Source organism: Pseudomonas sp. S2_B10, assembly GCF_054668425.1.
In genome coordinates this window covers 1999507-2016703 of the sequence record NZ_CP162768.1, presented here as the reverse complement: position 1 = coordinate 2016703, position 17197 = coordinate 1999507, and the positions used below count along the sequence as shown (strand labels likewise).

Annotated in this window: 17 protein-coding genes and 4 tRNA genes; 9 read left to right on the top strand and 12 right to left on the bottom strand. The window is 59.5% G+C overall.

What is annotated here, in order from left to right:
* Window positions 1–142: 142 nt before the first annotated feature.
* The 5 genes from AB4O45_RS08965 to AB4O45_RS08945 all read left to right on the top strand — a co-directional run bounded on the left by AB4O45_RS08965 (window position 143) and on the right by AB4O45_RS08945 (window position 2346).
* A tRNA-Asn gene (locus AB4O45_RS08965) sits at window positions 143–218 on the top strand.
* A 9-nt stretch (window positions 219–227) separates the two neighbouring features.
* Window positions 228–304, top strand: a tRNA-Pro gene (locus AB4O45_RS08960).
* A gap of 5 nt (window positions 305–309) precedes the next feature.
* Window positions 310–385, top strand: a tRNA-Lys gene (locus AB4O45_RS08955).
* Window positions 386–482: 97 nt separating this feature from the next.
* A tRNA-Pro gene (locus tag AB4O45_RS08950) sits at window positions 483–559 on the top strand.
* A gap of 161 nt (window positions 560–720) precedes the next feature.
* Entirely contained in the window at window positions 721–2346 is a 1626-nt protein-coding gene (locus AB4O45_RS08945) for a methyl-accepting chemotaxis protein (protein WP_041477812.1), read from the top strand.
* Window positions 2347–2554: 208 nt separating this feature from the next.
* On the opposite strand, the gene AB4O45_RS08940 is transcribed toward AB4O45_RS08945, so the two are convergent.
* The 4 genes from AB4O45_RS08940 to AB4O45_RS08925 all read right to left on the bottom strand — a co-directional run bounded on the left by AB4O45_RS08940 (window position 2555) and on the right by AB4O45_RS08925 (window position 5292).
* On the bottom strand, window positions 2555–3853 hold the full coding sequence (locus AB4O45_RS08940) for an NAD(P)/FAD-dependent oxidoreductase (protein WP_460161319.1): 1299 nt from the start codon (window positions 3851–3853) through the stop codon (window positions 2555–2557).
* Window positions 3854–3916: 63 nt separating this feature from the next.
* Window positions 3917–4090: a DUF3094 domain-containing protein gene (locus AB4O45_RS08935; RefSeq protein ID WP_007909875.1), complete on the bottom strand. Its 174-nt coding sequence runs from the start codon at window positions 4088–4090 to the stop codon at window positions 3917–3919.
* 51 nt (window positions 4091–4141) lie between these two features.
* Window positions 4142–4669, bottom strand: a complete 528-nt coding sequence (locus AB4O45_RS08930; protein ID WP_160768590.1) for an MOSC domain-containing protein — start codon at window positions 4667–4669, stop codon at window positions 4142–4144.
* On the bottom strand, window positions 4666–5292 hold the full coding sequence (locus tag AB4O45_RS08925) for a DUF1780 domain-containing protein (protein WP_007909887.1): 627 nt from the start codon (window positions 5290–5292) through the stop codon (window positions 4666–4668). The genes AB4O45_RS08930 and AB4O45_RS08925 overlap by 4 nt, the downstream gene beginning before the upstream one ends.
* A 190-nt stretch (window positions 5293–5482) precedes the next feature.
* Between AB4O45_RS08925 and AB4O45_RS08920 the strand changes: the two genes are divergently transcribed.
* A complete protein-coding gene (locus tag AB4O45_RS08920; protein WP_252868300.1) occupies window positions 5483–6172 on the top strand; it encodes an energy-coupling factor ABC transporter permease in 690 nt (229 codons plus the stop codon).
* A 65-nt stretch (window positions 6173–6237) separates the two neighbouring features.
* Window positions 6238–6453, top strand: coding sequence for a hypothetical protein (locus AB4O45_RS08915; RefSeq protein ID WP_016773148.1), 216 nt, complete (start codon window positions 6238–6240; stop codon window positions 6451–6453).
* A 7-nt stretch (window positions 6454–6460) separates the two neighbouring features.
* On the opposite strand, the gene yacG is transcribed toward AB4O45_RS08915, so the two are convergent.
* The 5 genes from yacG to pilB are packed head-to-tail and all read right to left on the bottom strand — an operon-like array spanning window position 6461 to window position 11072.
* Window positions 6461–6661, bottom strand: a complete 201-nt coding sequence (gene yacG / locus AB4O45_RS08910) for a DNA gyrase inhibitor YacG (protein ID WP_016773149.1) — start codon at window positions 6659–6661, stop codon at window positions 6461–6463.
* The gene (coaE, locus tag AB4O45_RS08905) at window positions 6658–7281 is read right to left on the bottom strand and encodes a dephospho-CoA kinase (protein WP_460161318.1); all 624 of its coding nucleotides are present in this window, start codon (window positions 7279–7281) and stop codon (window positions 6658–6660) included. Before coaE ends, yacG begins: the two co-directional genes overlap by 4 nt.
* Window positions 7278–8150 (bottom strand): prepilin peptidase, encoded by an 873-nt coding sequence (locus tag AB4O45_RS08900; RefSeq protein ID WP_217865200.1) that lies wholly within the window; start codon window positions 8148–8150, stop codon window positions 7278–7280. The genes coaE and AB4O45_RS08900 overlap by 4 nt, the downstream gene beginning before the upstream one ends.
* Before the next feature lies 1 nt (window position 8151).
* Complete coding sequence (locus tag AB4O45_RS08895) at window positions 8152–9369, bottom strand: type II secretion system F family protein (protein WP_460161317.1); 1218 nt, start codon at window positions 9367–9369, stop codon at window positions 8152–8154.
* A 2-nt stretch (window positions 9370–9371) separates the two neighbouring features.
* Window positions 9372–11072, bottom strand: a complete 1701-nt coding sequence (gene pilB / locus AB4O45_RS08890; protein ID WP_056790439.1) for a type IV-A pilus assembly ATPase PilB — start codon at window positions 11070–11072, stop codon at window positions 9372–9374.
* 226 nt (window positions 11073–11298) lie between these two features.
* Here pilB and AB4O45_RS08885 point away from each other — a divergent pair, with 226 nt between their 5' ends.
* Window positions 11299–11715 (top strand): pilin, encoded by a 417-nt coding sequence (locus AB4O45_RS08885; RefSeq protein WP_071173630.1) that lies wholly within the window; start codon window positions 11299–11301, stop codon window positions 11713–11715.
* Between the two features lie 291 nt (window positions 11716–12006).
* Window positions 12007–12360 carry a BON domain-containing protein gene (locus AB4O45_RS08880; RefSeq protein ID WP_315435464.1) on the top strand — a complete coding sequence of 118 codons (354 nt, stop codon included), beginning with the start codon at window positions 12007–12009 and terminating at the stop codon, window positions 12358–12360.
* A 235-nt stretch (window positions 12361–12595) separates the two neighbouring features.
* Here the strand turns inward: AB4O45_RS08880 and AB4O45_RS08875 are convergent, their stop codons facing one another.
* The 3 genes from AB4O45_RS08875 to AB4O45_RS08865 all read right to left on the bottom strand — a co-directional run bounded on the left by AB4O45_RS08875 (window position 12596) and on the right by AB4O45_RS08865 (window position 17082).
* A complete protein-coding gene (locus AB4O45_RS08875; RefSeq protein ID WP_252878910.1) occupies window positions 12596–12895 on the bottom strand; it encodes a DUF2845 domain-containing protein in 300 nt (99 codons plus the stop codon).
* Window positions 12892–15843 (bottom strand): DUF748 domain-containing protein, encoded by a 2952-nt coding sequence (locus AB4O45_RS08870; RefSeq protein WP_460161316.1) that lies wholly within the window; start codon window positions 15841–15843, stop codon window positions 12892–12894. Before AB4O45_RS08870 ends, AB4O45_RS08875 begins: the two co-directional genes overlap by 4 nt.
* Before the next feature lie 222 nt (window positions 15844–16065).
* Window positions 16066–17082: a class I SAM-dependent rRNA methyltransferase gene (locus AB4O45_RS08865; protein WP_460161315.1), complete on the bottom strand. Its 1017-nt coding sequence runs from the start codon at window positions 17080–17082 to the stop codon at window positions 16066–16068.
* Window positions 17083–17197 lie beyond the last annotated feature (115 nt).

The following is a 17197-nucleotide window of genomic DNA, read 5'->3' as shown; positions in this document are numbered from 1 at the left end:
ATCATTAACTTGAAAGCAATTTAGGGGGTTGACAGAGGTGTTCTAGGTTGTAGAATAGCGCGCCTCAGACACACGAACGCAGCGATGCGAACGGGTGGCGAGATGCAACAAAGCTTCACCGTTGTAAATTGAAATATGTAGTTCCGTGATAGCTCAGTCGGTAGAGCAAATGACTGTTAATCATTGGGTCCCAGGTTCGAGTCCTGGTCACGGAGCCAATTTCAAACCGGGGTATAGCGCAGTCCGGTAGCGCGCCTGCTTTGGGAGCAGGATGTCAGGAGTTCGAATCCCCTTACCCCGACCATATTTGGGTCGTTAGCTCAGTTGGTAGAGCAGTTGGCTTTTAACCAATTGGTCGTAGGTTCGAATCCCACACGACCCACCATTTTTGAAACCAGTTTGCGCTGGGATCGAATCTTAAGATCAGAGGCCAAAAGCGCTGATCGAAGAAGGCGATCTTTGAAAGGTCGCCTTTTTTTTACCGGGGTATAGCGCAGTCCGGTAGCGCGCCTGCTTTGGGAGCAGGATGTCAGGAGTTCGAATCCCCTTACCCCGACCATATTGAAAATCCTCGTATCGAAAGATACGGGGATTTTTTTTGCCTGCCGAAAGCTGAATCCCTTCAAGTCGTCATACAACCTGCCGATAGCCCGCTAACACGAGGGGACTGCCAACGCTTCGCCCCTTGATCTGGCCATTACAAGAATAAGGGCGTTCGTCATGTTGCTTCGTCAGTTGAATATTGCTCCCCGGGCTGCCCTGGGATTTGCCCTGATCGCGGTGTTGGTGGCCTTGCTCGGCGTGTTTGCGCTGGGGCAGATGTCGAGCATTCGCGACAGTGAGGTGGCGGTGGAGAACCGCTGGTTGCCGAGCATTCGTGGCGGCGACGAGATCCGCGAGCTGATGTTGCGCATCCGTACCATCTCCCTGCGCATGGCGCTCGATCAGGATCCGGCCAATATCGCCACCTATCGCGGCCAGATGGACACGCGCGACAAGGAACTGAGCGAGAAGATCGCCGCCTACGACAAACTGGTCGACACTGCCGAAGGTCAGCAGCTGTATGACCAGTTCAAGAAAACCTTCGCCGCCTATCGCACCGGCATCGCCCAGTCATTCACCCTCGCCGAGCAAGGCAAGCGTGACGAGTTGACCAAATTGTTGCTGGTTGACATGAAGACCGTGGTCGACGGCTCCGGCAAGCAACTCAACGATCTCGCCGATCTGTTCGCCCGCCAGGTCGCCGCCGAAAGCGAGAAGTCCGCCGCGCATTATGAAACCTCGCGGACCATCGTCAGCCTGTTCATTGGTCTGGCAGCGCTGGCCACTGTGGCGCTGGCGATGTTGCTTACGCGCAGTATCGTGCGCCCGCTGAGCAGCGCTGTGGATGCCGCTGAAAGTGTCGCCAAGGGCGATCTCACCCGACCGATCGAAACCCATGGCAACGACGAAGTCAGCCGCTTGCTCAAGGCCTTGGCGACGATGCAACAGAACCTGCGCGAGACGCTGCAAGGTATCAGCGGCTCAGCCACACAACTGGCCACCGCCGCTGACGAACTGAGCGCCGTCACCGTCGACAGCACCCAAGGCCTGCAAGAGCAGAACAACGAAATCGAACAAGCTGCCACTGCGGTCAACGAGATGACCGCTGCGGTGGAGGAGGTCGCGCGCAACGCGGTGTCGACGTCCGATGCCACGCGCCAGTCCAGTCAATCAGCGCAATTGGGCCAGGAGCGCGTCAGCGAAACCGCCAGTGCGATCAACGCCCTGGCCAGTGATGTACAGAACACCGGCGAACTGGTGCAGTCGCTGGCCAATCAATCGCAAGACATCGGCAAGGTTCTGGACGTGATTCGCGCAATCGCTGAGCAGACCAATCTGCTGGCGCTCAACGCTGCCATCGAGGCAGCACGTGCGGGCGAAAGCGGTCGCGGCTTTGCGGTGGTAGCCGATGAGGTGCGCGCGCTGGCGTATCGCACCCAGCAATCGACGCAGGAAATCGAACAGATGGTGCAAGGCATGCGCAGCGGTTCGAGCCAGGCGCTGGAGTCAATGCAGGCCAGCGCATCTCGTGCGGCGAGTACGCTGGTGCTCGCAGAGCGGGCAGGTGAGGCGTTGGTGACGATCACGGCGTCGGTGCACGAGATTCACGAGCGCAACCTCGTGATCGCCAGCGCCGCCGAGGAGCAGGCGCAAGTGGCGCGGGAAGTGGATCGCAATCTGGTGAACATTCGCGACCTGTCGGTGCGTTCGGCTGCGGGTGCTGATCAGACAAGCGCGTCGAGCCATGAGCTGTCGCAACTGGCCAATGCGCTACAGGGCATGGTGCGACGCTTCCAGCTCTGATCGACAGCCAATAAAAAGCCCCGCGCGATGCGGGGCTTGGAATAAAGATCAAAGGTGGGAGCGAGGCTGCTCGCGAATGCGCCGGATCTTCGAGCAGCACGAAAACCTGTGGGAGCCGGGCTTGCCCGCGATAGCGGTGGGTCAGGCGACAGAAATATCAACTGACCCGGCGCCATCGCTGGCAAGCCAGCTCCCACAGATGTTGGCCCTAGTGCAGTTTCAGACGCGGTTCGGTGCCACGACCAATCTTGCTGCCCAGCATCAACATCGCCGTGCGGAACGGCCCGTACAGCGCCATCTGGTGCATACGGTACAGCGACACATAGAACATCCGCGCCAGCCAGCCTTCGAGCATCACGCTGCCGGTCAGGTTACCCATCAAGTTACCCACAGCAGAAAAACGCGACAGTGAAATCAGCGAGCCGTAGTCGGTGTACTTGTACTCCGGCAGGGTCTTGCCTTCGATGCGCAGTTTCAGCGACTTGGCCAGCAGCGACGCCTGTTGATGCGCCGCTTGTGCCCGTGGCGGCACGTTGCGATCGGTGTCCGGTTGCGGACAGGCCGCGCAGTCGCCGAAGGCAAAGATGTTTTCGTCGCGAGTGGTTTGCAGAGTCGGCAGCACTTGCAGCTGATTGATGCGGTTGGTCTCCAGACCGTCGATGTCCTTGAGGAAACCCGGTGCGCGAATGCCGGCAGCCCAGACTTTCAGGCTGGCCTTGATCTCGTTGCCATCGGCGGTGATCAGGCTGTCTGCAGTCACTTCGCTGACTGCTGCATTGGTCATCACATTGACCCCGAGCTTTTCCAGGGTCTTGTGCACCGGCCCGCTGATGCGCTCCGGCAGGGCAGGCAGCACCCGTGGGCCGGCTTCGATCAGCGTGATGTGCATGTTTTCCGGTTTGATCCGGTCCAGACCGTACGCGGCCAATTCATGGGCGGCGTTGTGCAGTTCTGCCGCCAATTCGACGCCGGTGGCGCCAGCGCCGACGATGGCCACGCTGATCTGCTCGACCACATCGGTCTGCCCGGCGTGGGCGCGCAGATAATGGTTGAGCAATTGCTGATGGAAGCGCTCGGCCTGTTTGCGCGTATCAAGAAACAGGCAATGCTGCGCCGCGCCCTGGGTGCCGAAATCGTTGGTGGTGCTGCCGACGCTGATCACCAGCGAGTCATAAGCCACTTCACGCGCCGGTACCAGCTCGACGCCGTTTTCGTCATAGGTTGCCGCCAGCTGGATTTTCTTCTGCGCGCGATCAAGCCCGCTCATGCGCCCGAGCTGGAACTCGAAGTGGTTCCATTTCGCCTGGGCGACATAGTTGAGTTCGTCTTCGGAGGAGTTCAGGGAACCGGCGGCCACTTCGTGCAGCAGCGGTTTCCAGATGTGGGTCAGGTTCGCGTCGACCAGCATGACGCTGGCCGTGCCGCGCTTGCCCAGAGTCTTACCCAGACGGGTAGCCAACTCCAGACCGCCGGCGCCGCCGCCGACAATGACAATACGATGGGACATAGGGATAACTCGCAAGGTTTTTAAAGGAAATCGGTGCGGTTACCCGAGGGAGCGCAAGGCAGCTCATAACGTCAGGTAACTGATAAATCGGCTCAACAGGCCCAGACCAATGGTCACTGCCAGCACCAGCACCAGGAGCATCCACGGCCGGAAAGGCCGGCGCTCGACACGGTGTTGGGACAATTGCAGGTACTCTTCGACATGCTTTTGGTCTTCGGGGTTCAGGCGGCTGGTCATATTTGCCTCGTCAGGTAGACGTTACTGAATGAGCGCAGGCTACAGCGGTTTTCAGCCCGGGTTGAACGCAGCGTAGCCGCTGTCCGGGACCGGTTCGACGCACACGCTATCGTCGAGGCGAATGATGCCGCTTTGTAACACCCGGGCAGTGATCCCGCCATGCCCGCGCACGGCTTGAAACGTGCCCGGGCCGAGATTGTTCTGCAAGCGTGCGCAGGGCTGACACCAGCCAGTGGTTTCGAGTATCGCTTGCCCGATGCGAAAGCGCCGCCCCTTCAGGCTAAACAAATTGATTCCGCTTATAACGAGATTGCGCCGCAGATCTTCAGGCCGGACCGGCTCGTCATCGGGACGGCCCATCAATGCATTGATCACCGCCAAGTGCTCCCACTGAATCAGCGTCACCTGTCGCGCATTGCGAACGCCCGGGCGGGCGTGGTCGCCGGTGAGCCCGGCTTCCAGCCGCGCCTCGACCGCGTCCAGCTCAAGCATCGGCCCACGGGATTCTGGACGCACACCGATCCAGCGCACACGACCGGTTTGCGGAACCTCAGCGATCAACTGCTGCAGCGGCGTCACAGGCTGATACCCACGTCGAACACAATGCTGCGGCCGAGGTTGCTGCGCAGAAAGTCCGGCGCGTCGGGATGAGCAAACAGCACCCTGGCGAATGTCGGGCCGACCAGCGACAGCGAGCGCCAGCCCTGACGCAGATATTCGGTCGGTGGCGGGAAATGACTGTTGAGATCCAGCACTTCGCGCTTGAGGCTGGCGAAGGCGATGATGTCCAGTTCACCCAGATCCATGCCGCGTTCCTTGTAGTTGTGCGCCTTCTTGCGCAGGGTTGGCGCCAGACGCAGGAGAAATTCATTGGCCGGGATGCGCTTGGGTTTGGCTTCGCGGCGCACCAGTTGGCTCAGGGAGAACGCACTGCGCCGACGCTGCAATTCGTCGCGCCATTCATCATTGAGACGGCGGCCTTCGTCGAGGACGAAAAAAACTTCGAAATTGGCATCGCGGAACAACACGTCCGGCGGCTCACCGGCCGGGGCGAATTCGTCGGCGCGGTAGGGGATGTTCAGACCTTGCAGCAGGCGCTGGCAGACCCAACGCTCACGCTCCCATTTGCGGGCATTGGACAGGAACGCGTTGGCTTGCTCGGCCGCGATGGTCAGCAGGCGTAAATAATCTGAATCATCCATAAGCCCAAGCTTAGCGTCCAAATGCGACAAGCAGATAGCTTTGCATCGGCTCAGACATAAACGTCGCGCGATTGCGCCCTTGTAGGAGCTGCCGAAGGCTGCGATCTTTTGCTTTTATAAACAAGATCAAAAGATCGCAGCCTTTGGCAGCTCCTACAAAAAAGCGTGTCGAGTAGCAGGTGAGGGAATCATGATCGGTGCCGAACTGCTTTCAACGGCAAGCCTGACACTCGGCTGGCTGATTTATCTGCCGGCGCTGCTCTGGGCGATCATGCGTGCGCCATGGGTCGAGCTGTTCAGCGACAGTCGCCGGCAGCACTTGCTGTTCGGCACGGTGTTAGCGCTGTTTCTGCTGTGGCTGGTGCGCAGGGATTTCGACACCGGCGTGTCGTATCACTTCATCGGCATGACGGCGGTGACGCTGCTGCTCGATTGGCCGCTGGCGATCGTCGGCGGACTGGTTGCGCAGATTGGCCTAGTGCTTTTGGGCCGTCAGGACCTGGCTGCGGTCGGCGTCAATGGCGCGTTGCTGATTCTGCTGCCAGTGCTGATCACCGAATGCGTGGCAATCCTCGTGGAGCGTGCGCAGCCACGCAATCCATTCGTTTACATCTTCTGTTCCGGTTTCTTCGCCGCTGCGTTGTCAGGCCTGTTGTGCCTGATCCTCAGCCTGACGCTGCTGTGGTACGACGGCCTCTTCGCCATGCCGGAATGGCTGGAAGATTTCGTCGGCTACCTGTGGTTGCTGTTGTTCCCCGAGGCTTTTATCAACGGCATGGTCGTCAGTGCATTGGTGGTGTTCTGCCCGGAATGGCTGGAGACCTTCAACCGCACCCGCTACCTTTCGGCGCCGTGGAAGGACGACGATCCGAAGTCTTGATCCACATCAAACCGGCCATGCCGCAGAGATTTCATGCTCGCGCAAATCCCTTCAGGAGCAGTGGCATGGGCGTTTATGAATGGGCGCGGCAGGAAACCCGGCAGAGTCTGGAGCTGGCGCAGGAAGTGGGCTTTGACCCGGGCCTGAGTTTGCGCGCCCTGCTCAGCGCCGTGGTGCAGCAGAGCAAGGCAGTGCGCAATGCCGAAGACCTGGCCGACGAGTTGCGCTTTCTCGCGGAGAACCTCGACGACAGTCAGGACTACGGCTTTATGCGGCCCTGATCAGCGATCAGTGACGCGGATCGAAATCGCCGGAAAACAGCTCGTCTTCGGCATCCGGGGCGACCGGAATCTTGTGCTCTTCCGAGGCCCAGGCGCCGAGGTCGATCAGTTTGCAGCGGTCGGAGCAGAACGGACGGAATTTGTTCGCCGGGGTGAATTCGACGGGGGCGCCGCAGGTCGGGCATTCAACGGTTGGAATCTGGCTCATGCTTGGCCTTCGGATAAAGTCAGATAAAAGTGATGCAGACGCTCGACCTCGCTGTGCAGCCAGGCGAGGTCGCGGTCGTTGACGATCACGTCGTCGGCACGGCTCACGCGGTCTTCACGGCTCGATTGCGCCTTGAGGATCGCCTGCACCTGCGCTTCGCTGGTCTGGTCACGCTGCAAGGTGCGTTCGATCTGCAGTTGTTGCGGCGCATCGATGACCAGGATGCGCTGAGTCATCGCGTATTGCCCGGACTCGATCAGCAGCGGTGAAACCAGAATCGCGTAAGGCGATTTTGCCTGCGCCAGATGATCAGCGATTTCTTCGCCGATCAACGGATGCAACAGCGCCTCTAGCCAACGCCGCTGTTCAGGGTCTTCAAAAATCAGTTTGCGCAGGGCGGCACGGTCCAGTGTGCCGTCGGCCTGCAACACGCCGGAACCGAAATGCTCGGCGATTTTCGCCAGCGCTGGACGCCCCGGCTCGACTACCCAGCGCGCCGCATGATCAGCGTCCACCACGTGCACGCCGAGGTCGATGAAGTGCTGCGCCGCCGCGCTTTTGCCGCTGCCGATGCCGCCGGTCAGGCCGAGGATCCAGGGTTTTTCCACAGGGGTATTCATTTCAAACCGACAGACTGCCAATAGAAGTCGGTTATTTGACCACCCCAGAGCAAGGCAATCCAGCCGGCAATTGCCAGAAAGGGTCCGAAGGGGATCGGCGTCGAGGTTGCCTGGGCGCGCAGACGCAGCATGACGACGCCCAAAATCGCTCCCACCAAGGATGACAACAGAATTGTCAGCGGCAGAATCTGCCAGCCACCCCAAGCGCCAAGCAAGGCCAACAGCTTGAAATCGCCATGACCGATGCCGTCCTTGCCGGTGAGCAGTTTGAACAGCCAGAACACCGACCACAGCGCCAGATAACCCGCGACTGCGCCCCACAATGCATCGGGCAACGCCACGAACACGCCGAAGCTGTTGACGATCAGCCCCAGCCACAGCAGCGGCAGCACCAGCACATCGGGCAGCAGCTGATGTTCGCAGTCGATCAGACTCATCGCCAGCAAGCCCCACGTCAGCAAAATCAGCAAGCCCGCCGGCCAGCCGAAGCCCAGATGCCAGGCGATGAATGCCGACAGCAGGCCGCAGGCCAGTTCGGTCAGCGGGTAACGTTTACTGATCGGCGCCGAACAGGCCGAGCAGCGCCCGCGCAGCAGCAGATAACTGAGCAGCGGAATGTTTTCCCAAGGGCGGATCCGGTGTCCGCAATGCGGGCACGCGGAGTGCGGCAGCATCAGGTTGTAGGTCGGCACAGGCGTTTCAGTAGGCAGGCCGAGCACATCATGGGCCTGCTGGCGCCAGTCGCGCTCGAGCATTTTCGGCAAGCGCCAGACCACAACATTGAGGAAGCTGCCGACCACCAGCCCGAGCAGCAGCGCGCTGACCACAAAGGCCAGCGGATACACAGCAAACAGTTCTTCGATAGGCATGTCAGATCGCTGAGCCGAGTTGGAAGATCGGCAGGTACATGGCCACCACCAGTCCACCGACGATGACCCCCAGCACCACCATGATGAACGGCTCCATCAGGCTGGTGAGGTTGTCGACCATGTTATCGACTTCCGCTTCATAAAAACCGGCGACCTTGTCGAGCATGTCATCCAGCGCGCCCGATTCCTCGCCGATGGCGGTCATCTGCACTGCCATGTTGGGAAACACACCGGTGCTGCGCATTGAGAAATTGAGCTGCATGCCGGTCGAGACGTCCTGCCGCACCCGCAACACCGCGCGCTTGAACACCACATTGCCGGTGGCACCGGCGACCGAATCCAGCGCTTCCACCAGCGGCACACCGGCTGCGAATGTGGTCGACAGGGTGCGGGCAAAACGTGCGACGGCGGACTTGTACATCAAGGTGCCCACCAGTGGCAGCTTCAACAGCCAGGCATCGCGGCGGTCACGCAGGGCCTGCGAAGTCTTCAACGCGTGGCGAGTGCCGAAAAACGCTGCCACCAGCGCAAAAAGAATCGCCCACCACCACTGCTGCATGAATTCCGACAGGCTGATGATCATCAGGGTGAAGCTCGGCAGTTCGGCGCCGAACCCGGAGAATACCGACTGGAACTGCGGCACCACTTTGACCAGCAGAATGCCGGTCACCACCGCCGCCACCAGCACCACCGCAGTAGGGTAAGTCATGGCCTTCTTGATCTTGGCCTTGAGCGCTTCGCTTTTTTCCTTATAGGTCGCCACACGTTCAAGCAAGGTGTCGAGGGCACCGGACTGTTCGCCGGCGTCGACCAGGTTGCAGTACAACTCGTCGAAGTATTGCGGTTTCTTGCGCAGGGCCGTAGCGAAGCTGTTACCGGCCGCGACCTCCTGTTTGACCTCGTCGACCAGTTTGCGCATGGCCGGGTTTTCGAAGCCTTCGCCGATGATGTCGAAGGACTGCAACAGCGGTACACCGGCCTTCATCATGGTTGCCATCTGCCGGGTGAACAGGGCGATGTCTTGCGGTTTGATGCGTTTGCCGAAGCTCAGCAGGGACGCGGATTTCTTGCGCACCTTGCCCGGGTTGATCCCCTGTTTGCGCAGCTGCGCCTTGATCAGTGCGGGGTTCTGTCCGCTCAACTCGCCGCTGACTTTACTGCCTTTGCGGTCGGTGCCTTCCCAGGCGTAAACGCTGACTTTTGCTGCCTTGACCGCCATGTTCAATCCTTGGTGACCCGGTTGATTTCCTCAAGGCTGGTGATGCCTTGCATGGCCTTGTGCAGCCCGGAGGTGCGCAGATCGGCGAAACCGTCGCGACGCATCTGGATGTCGATTTCCAGCGAATTGCCCTCGGCCATGATCAACCGTTGCAGGTCCGGTGTGTTCTTTACCACTTCATAAATCCCCACGCGTCCTTTGTAACCGCCGTTGCAGTGATCGCAACCGACCGGCTCGTAGATCGTGAAATGACCGATGCGTTCCTCAGGGAAGCCTTCCTTGAGCAAGGTTTCGTGGGGGATTTCCAGCGGCCGCTTGCAGTGCGCGCACAATTTGCGCGCCAGACGCTGGGCGATGATCAGGCTGACCGAGGTGGCGATGTTGAAACCGGGAATGCCCATGTTGTGCAGGCGCGTGAGGGTTTCCGCCGCGCTGTTGGTGTGCAGGGTCGACAGTACCAAGTGGCCGGTCTGCGCGGCCTTGATCGCGATCTCGGCGGTTTCCAGATCGCGGATCTCGCCGACCATGATCACGTCCGGGTCCTGACGCAGAAACGAGCGCAGCGCCTGGGCAAAGTCCAGCCCTTGGCGGGGATTGACGTTGACCTGGTTGATGCCTTCCATGTTGATTTCCACCGGGTCTTCGGCGGTGGAAATGTTGATGTCGACGGTGTTGAGGATATTCAGCCCGGTGTACAGCGACACGGTTTTACCGGAGCCGGTGGGGCCGGTGACCAGAATCATCCCTTGCGGCTGTTTCAGCGCGGCGAGGTACAAGGCTTTTTGTTCGGCTTCGTAACCCAGTGCATCGATGCCCATTTGTGCACTGGACGGGTCGAGAATCCGGATCACCACTTTTTCGCCCCACAGAGTCGGCAGGGTGTTGACGCGAAAATCGATGGATTTGCTTTTCGACAGGCGCATTTTGATGCGGCCGTCCTGAGGTTTGCGCCGTTCCGAGATATCCAGACTGGCCATTACCTTCAAGCGCGCGGCAATGCGCCCGGCCAACTGGATCGGCGGCTTGGCCACCTCGCGCAGCATGCCGTCGGTGCGCATGCGCACCCGATAGTTTTTTTCGTAGGGTTCGAAATGCAGGTCGGAAGAGCCGCTTTTGATCGCATCGAGCAGCATCTTGTGCACAAAACGTACGACCGGGGCGTCGTCGGCATCGAGGCCGCCGATCACGTCCTGTTTGTTGTCATCAATGGACTCGACGTCGAGGCCGTCGAGATCGACATCGGCCATTTCCTCCAGGCCCGAGGCATGGCTGTCGAAGAACTTGTCGATGGCGTCGCTGAGCTTGTCGTCCTCCACCAGAATCGCTTCGGTGCTCAGGCCGGTGCTGAACTGGATGTCGCTGATCGCCTGCTGATTGCTTGGGTCGGAAAGGCCCACGAACAGTTTGTTGCCGCGCCGCCAGAGGGGCAGGGCGCAGTGCTGGCGAACCAGTTTCTCACTGACCAGACCCTTGGGCTGAGTCTCTTTGTCGAGGCAATGCAGATCGAGCAGGGCCATGCCGAAATGTTCCGAGGCGATCTCGGCAATTTGCCGGCTGTTGACCAGTTTGTTGTGCACCAGGTAATTGACCAGCGACACGCGATTGCGCTGGGCCTGCGCCCAGGATTGCCGGGCGCTTGTTTCCGTGAGCAGTTCGGCCTGGACCAATTGCTTGGCCAGACCGCTCAGAGCGATGTCATTCATGGGGATTCCGCACGCTTGCCGTTCATGACTTATAGCCTAGTCAAGTGACAGCGCCAAACACGGCCGGTGCAGGTGACAAAAAGTGTCAGATAGTGCGGTTGCGGGTTGTAGGAAACGGCGCAGGCGATTGCGCGCGCCCAGCAGGCGGGGCCTGAAAGGCGTTGGCATGGGCTGTGCTGAGCCTTGTTCAGATCATGAGATTTCGACTCATGCATGGAGCGTGTCTATGAAAAAACAACAAGGTTTCACATTGATCGAGCTGCTGATCGTTGTGGCGATCATCGGCATTCTGGCGACTATCGCCCTGCCGCAGTATTCGAAGTATCAGGCGCGGTCGAAGGTGACGGCGGGTATTGCCGAAGTTTCCGCCCTCAAAGTCAATTTCGAAGACGTGATCAACGCGGGATCTGGTGATCCAACTTTGGCTAACGTCAACGCAAACGTAGGTGCCACTCAAAACTGCACAATGGGTGTGAGTGGCAAAGTGGCTGACGGTACCGGGACGATTACTTGCAAGTTGCTTAATGCTCCGGCTCCGGTTCTTGGCCAGACGATCACCTTGACTCGTAGTGCGACCGCGGGTTGGTCTTGCGGCTTCTCCGGTTCCAAGGAATACACGACGACCAGTTGCCCTGGCGTTTAACTGAGTACAAAGCGAATGCCCCGCACTGCGGGGCATTTTCGTATGGTCACCTGTCTACAAAAGCTCCAATAATTTCAGCAGCTTATGAACTTTCCAAAAAACCGCAACTTGCATGCGAAGATTGAGCGAGTCATGCATTTTGCATGAAAATGAAAATTGGCATTTTTCATAACTCATTGTTTTTAAAAGAATTTATATGGCAAAAAAAGTTGGCACAGCGTTCGCAATATATCCGGTAACCCTGCTGACAAGCGTTACAGCAGACTTCCAGTAAAAACAGGAGTTACTCGTATGAAGAAGTTCGCTATCACTGCCGCTGCTACCGCTCTGACCCTGACCATGGCTGGTGGCGCTTTCGCCCAGTCCGCTCAGGCTACCCAGTCGCCAATGGTTCTGGCTGCTGGTGAAGTTACCGAGGCTAAAGAAGCTACTTCCGACACTTGGATCACCACCAAAGTGAAAAGCGATCTGGTTACCGAAAAAGGTATTCCAGGCACCGACATCAAAGTCGAAACCAACAAAGGTGTAGTTTCCCTGTCTTCTGACGTAGCAGTAACAGACGCTCAGAAAGCTTCCGCTGTCGCGATCACCAAAAAGATCAAAGGCGTTAAAGCAGTTTCTGCTGACGGCCTGAAAGCCGAGTAAGGCAAGACTTCTCGCCTGAACCGGGAGAAGACGCGACAGACGGGTCGAGCAATACGTCTGCCGCAACTTTAGAGTTCATGCGAACGGTCACACGGATGTGACCATTACAGGCCCCGGCACTTGTGTCGGGGCCTGTTCTATTCGGAGAATCAAAAGATCGCAGCCTTCGGCAGCTCCTACAGGGAAATGCATTCCAAATGTAGGAGCTGCCGAAGGCTGCGATCTTTTGCTCTTCTCAGTTACCGCGTTTGCTGTTGATCTGCCGCAAGCGATTACCTTCGAAGCGCAGGTACTGGTACATGCCGTTGTTCGGCCCGTAGGTCCATTCCTCGACCTGAAACTCTTCGCGGCGATTGGCACTGCGCTTGTAGCCGAGCACATCGCGACTGACCGGCTCACCACATTTTTGCAGCACTTCGCTGGCGCGGTCGCCGAGGCTGATCAATTGGCTGCCGCAGCGCAATGTATCCGAAGCCGACGCATGGCCGGCGGCGCACGTGAGAGCGAGCGCCATCAACCAGTTACGCACGGTCATTCGGCATCCAGGTGCATTTGCGTGACCACGCGGCCATCGCTTTCGGCCTCGCCGAGGTTGGCGTCGATGAAATACACGCGGTCATCCTCGAGCTTGCCCTTGTCGACCAGGTAATCCTTGATGGTGCTGGCGCGGTCCTGGCCCAACTGTCGCAACAGCACGTCGCTGCCACTCCAGAATGCGATCACGCCCTGGCGCATTTTCGCCGTGCGTTCTTCCTTGCCCAGGTCTTTCCATTCAGCCGGTGGCTGGGTTTTCAAGCGGGTGCGGTAGATGCCTTCGAGCAACGCGCCTTTCTCGCTTTCGGGCACTTGCAACAGCGAGGCCTGGGCCGGGACTTTGTCGCCACGGCGCTGGAGCATCTTGTAGTAGTTGTACTGATATTCGCGTTCCAGACGTTGTTCGGCGAGCAGTGGCCCATCGCTGCTCTTCGCGGCAGTGCCTTCGATTTCCAGGCGCAGCGCCGGACGTTCCTTGAGTGCCTGCGACAGTTTCACCAGCGCCGTTTCGGCGTCTTTGCTCAGATCGCTGGAGCCCGGCGCGAAGGACACCGTGCCGAGGTCTTCGGAGCCGCCGCCACTGACCAGCCCGCCGATCATTTTGAACGGTGCTGCGGCCGCTTTGACGATCAAATTGCGCAGGGTTTGCCAGACGATCGGCATCACGCTGAACTGTGGATTATTCAGGTCGCCGGTCACTGGCAATTCGATGGAGATCTTGCCGTCGACGTCCTTGAGCAGGGCGATCGCCAGTTTCAGCGGCAGACTCACCGCATCAGGGCTGTCGACCTTCTCGCCCAGTTGCAATTGCTCGACCACGACTTTGTTGTCGGCTTTCAATTGGCCCTTGGTAATCAGGTAGTGCAGATCTAGGTTGAGCCGGCCCTTGCGGATGCGGTAGCCGGCGAATTTGCCGGAGTAGGGCGTCAGGGTCGTCAGTTCGACGCGCTTGAAACTGGTGGCGATGTCGAGGCTGGCCATCGGGTCGAACGGATTGACCGCACCCTTGATGGTCACCGGCGCATAACGGTCGACCTTGCCTTTGATGTCGACGCTGGCCGGTTTCGCCTGACGACTGTCGATGGTGCCGATCTGGCCGTTGAGCTGCTGCACGGCGGTGGCGAAATTCGGCGTCAGGCTGAAGTCGGCGAAGTTGGCCGAACCATCGTTGATCGCAATCGCGCCGATGTGAATGCCCAGTGGTTTGTCCTTGCCGGCCGGTTTGGCTGCGGTGCTTTGTGCTCCGCTGTCGGCCGGTTGCGGGATCAGCAGGTCGTCGACGTTGGTGGTGCGATCGTCGTTGATCATGAAGCGCACATACGGCTGCAACAGGTTGACCTTGTCGATCGACAGGCTGTCGCCGTGCTGATAGTTGATGCCGTCGACCACTACTTGCTGCCATTTGAGAAAATCGCGGGTCTTGAGCGTATCGAGGGTGTGCAGTTGATCAATCTGCGCGCGGCCGGTGACGCTGAGGGCCAGTGGTTCGGCGCTTTTCAGGTTGACCTTGAGGTCACTGCCGAGCATGCCGCTGCGCAGTTCCAGGCGAATGAACGGGTTGATATAGGACTGTGCGACACGCAAGTCGACGTCCTGGGTTTTCACGTTCAGCTGTGCGTTGACCGGGGCCAGATTGACCGTGCCGTCGGCGCTGATCTTGCCTTGCTTGCCCAGGCCGCTGTCGAGTTTGAGCTTGAAAGGCGAGCCGTTGAGGCTGTCGAAATCCTGCAGGTCGACGTTCAGCGGAGTGATGTCCAGCGCCACCGCCGGTTGCGCCGAGCGGTCAGCGAGATGGACCGTGTAGTTGCGCAGTTGCACATCCTTGACCAGCACCTGCCATGGCTTGCTCGGGGCGCTTGGCTCAGGTTTCGGCGAGTCGGCGGCGGCCGGTGTATCCGCCGGTTCGGCAGCGGCTTTGGCAGCCGGTTTCGACGGCTGGCTGGCGAACAGCTTCTGCCAGTCCAGTTGGCCGTCAGCTTCCAGCGCCGCCCAGGTTTCCAGTTTGTTGCTGCGGATCTTGCCGACCACCACTTGCTGCTTGGCCAGGTCCAGCGAGGTTTCGCTGACGTCGAGGCGTTCGAGCCTGGCCAGCGGACGTCCGCCCGGAGCCTTGATGGCGAACGGCGCAATGCTCACCGCGACGTTGTTCAGCAGCAGTTCGGTTTGTTTCGACAGGTTGAGTTTGTACTCAGTGCTGAGGCTGACCACGCCGTTTTCCAGCACTAGCGGCACGGCGTCGCGCACGTAGGGCCAGAAGGATTTCATCTGGCCATCGGTGACTTTCAGGGTGCCTTCGGAGGTGAACGGGATCAGGCTGAAATTGCCGGTCCAGTCGATCCGCCCGCCAGCGGGGCCGATGGCGACGAGGGTCATGTCGGCGCTGTCCTCGGGCAGGGTACTGAGGTTTTTCAGCTCGAAACTGAGGTCGTCGTAAAGAAATTCGATCGGCTCGCTGGGCCGCATATCCTCGAAATGCACCACGCCGCCGGCCAGTTTGATGTTGTCGATACGCAGCGGGAATGGCTTGGCGTCGGGATCAGCGGGTGTCGGCTCGCTCGGCGGCACGTTGAACAGGCCGAGCAGGTTGAGCTTGCCGTCCTTGGCGAAGAGGATTTCGCTTTTGGGTTTGTCCAGTTCGATGTCTGACAGATGCAGCGCTTTGGTCCACAGGCTGTCGATTTGCAGGTTGGCATAGAGGCGATCGAAGCCGACCTGCTCCTTGCCCGGTTCGCCGATGATCAAACCCCACAGGGTGACCTCAAGGCTGAACGGGTTGAGTTCGATGCGCTGCAGATGCGCCGGCACCGTCGCGTAGTTCGCCAGTTGCTGGTTGGCCACGCGCAAGGCAATGCCCGGCAGGATCAGAAACCCCAGCAGGCTGTAGAGGGCCAGGGCTGTCAGCAGTGCGCCAATCGCGCGAATCAATCCTTTGGGCATGTGCGGCTTCATCTGTCTGAATCGGAGTGCCTTGGAGTATGGCACGCGATTCTGGTTCCGAAGTGCTTGATGTGGGACAGGATTGTTCAGAAATTTCTGTAGGAACAGATCTCCCTTGTGGGAGCGAGCCTGCTCGCGAATGCGCTGGTTCAGTGAAAAACAAGTCGACTGACACTGCGCTTTCGCGAGCAGGCTCGCTCCCACAGGGGAATGTAATCGCTCATGCTTGAGGGATTAGAGCTGCAAAATCAGTGTCTTCAACGGTGGCTGCTGGTCCCGCGAGGGGAAGTCCGCACCCGGGGTCATCACGCTCCATTCGCGCACCGGGCGACCGGCCTTTTCGGCGCAGCGCAGCACCTGTTCGCGCCAGTCGTCCATGCTGACTTTCGCCAGGTTGTTGCAGCAGATCAGTACGCCGTTGTCGGCGGTGGCCAGCAGCGCGGGTTTGAGCAGGCTCTGATAATCGCGTAGCAGGTCGACGGTGCCGAATGCGCTTTTGGCCCACGCCGGCGGATCGAGCAGGACCAGATCGTATTGGCGCTGTTCGAGGCGCTGATAGCTCGGCAGCTTCTGCCCGCGCCGCACGCTGATCGGCAGGCCAGCGAGCTGGCGGATCGCCGGGAAGTAATCGGACTGAATGAATTGCATCGGCGGCAGTTGCGGGTTGAGCAATCCATTCTCCCGACCGACCGCCAGATTGCCCTCGGCAAAGTCCAGGTTGCACACCTCGCGCGCACCGCCTGCCGCAGCACTGAGACCAACGCCACAGGTGTAAGCGAACAGGTTGAGCACGCTTTTGCCTTGCGCATGATCCTTGACCCAGCCACGGGTGTTGCGCAGGTCGAGGAACAGCAGCGGATCCTGCCCGGCATGACGCCCGCGCACGCGGTAGTTCAGGCCCCATTCATGCCCGACCAGATCCCCCAGTGCAGCGTCATCGGCTTTATAGACACTGTCCTCGCGATCGATCCGCGAATTGCCCCGAGAGCGGTCGTTGTAGACCAGCAGGCTGTCGAAGCCCAGGGTCTGGTTGACCATGGCGTGCAGTTGCAGCAGGTCGTCACGTTCGAGCGTCTGGTGAAAACTCTGTACCAGCAGTTGCGGGCCGTAGCGGTCGATGGTCAGGCCGCCGGCGCCTTCCTGGCTGCCATGGAACAGCCGATAGCAATCGGTGCCCTGGCTGTGCAGTGCAGCGAGCAGGTCCTGGCGTTGATCGAGGGCGGCGCGCAGCGCCTGATTCAAGGAAGACATGCGGGCGCCTTGCTGAAAAAACGCGAAGCTTAGCAGTCGGGGAGCTACAAGCGGCAAGTTTCTAGCTGCAAGCTAAAAGCGAAAAGCTGCGCGGACCGCTTTAGCTTGCAGCTTG

Excerpts from the sequence above, each read along its gene's own strand:
- AB4O45_RS08945 (WP_041477812.1), top strand. The coding sequence starts at position 721 with ATGTTGCTTCGTCAGTTGAATATTGCTCCCCGGGCTGCCCTGGGATTT.
- AB4O45_RS08940 (WP_460161319.1), bottom strand. The coding sequence starts at position 3,853 with ATGTCCCATCGTATTGTCATTGTCGGCGGCGGCGCCGGCGGTCTGGAG.
- AB4O45_RS08935 (WP_007909875.1), bottom strand. The coding sequence starts at position 4,090 with ATGACCAGCCGCCTGAACCCCGAAGACCAAAAGCATGTCGAAGAGTAC.
- AB4O45_RS08925 (WP_007909887.1), bottom strand. The coding sequence starts at position 5,292 with ATGGATGATTCAGATTATTTACGCCTGCTGACCATCGCGGCCGAGCAA.
- AB4O45_RS08920 (WP_252868300.1), top strand. The coding sequence starts at position 5,483 with ATGATCGGTGCCGAACTGCTTTCAACGGCAAGCCTGACACTCGGCTGG.
- AB4O45_RS08915 (WP_016773148.1), top strand. The coding sequence starts at position 6,238 with ATGGGCGTTTATGAATGGGCGCGGCAGGAAACCCGGCAGAGTCTGGAG.
- yacG (WP_016773149.1), bottom strand. The coding sequence starts at position 6,661 with ATGAGCCAGATTCCAACCGTTGAATGCCCGACCTGCGGCGCCCCCGTC.
- coaE (WP_460161318.1), bottom strand. The coding sequence starts at position 7,281 with ATGAATACCCCTGTGGAAAAACCCTGGATCCTCGGCCTGACCGGCGGC.
- AB4O45_RS08900 (WP_217865200.1), bottom strand. The coding sequence starts at position 8,150 with ATGCCTATCGAAGAACTGTTTGCTGTGTATCCGCTGGCCTTTGTGGTC.
- AB4O45_RS08895 (WP_460161317.1), bottom strand. The coding sequence starts at position 9,369 with ATGGCGGTCAAGGCAGCAAAAGTCAGCGTTTACGCCTGGGAAGGCACC.
- pilB (WP_056790439.1), bottom strand. The coding sequence starts at position 11,072 with ATGAATGACATCGCTCTGAGCGGTCTGGCCAAGCAATTGGTCCAGGCC.
- AB4O45_RS08885 (WP_071173630.1), top strand. The coding sequence starts at position 11,299 with ATGAAAAAACAACAAGGTTTCACATTGATCGAGCTGCTGATCGTTGTG.
- AB4O45_RS08880 (WP_315435464.1), top strand. The coding sequence starts at position 12,007 with ATGAAGAAGTTCGCTATCACTGCCGCTGCTACCGCTCTGACCCTGACC.
- AB4O45_RS08875 (WP_252878910.1), bottom strand. The coding sequence starts at position 12,895 with ATGACCGTGCGTAACTGGTTGATGGCGCTCGCTCTCACGTGCGCCGCC.
- AB4O45_RS08870 (WP_460161316.1), bottom strand. The coding sequence starts at position 15,843 with ATGAAGCCGCACATGCCCAAAGGATTGATTCGCGCGATTGGCGCACTG.
- AB4O45_RS08865 (WP_460161315.1), bottom strand. The coding sequence starts at position 17,082 with ATGTCTTCCTTGAATCAGGCGCTGCGCGCCGCCCTCGATCAACGCCAG.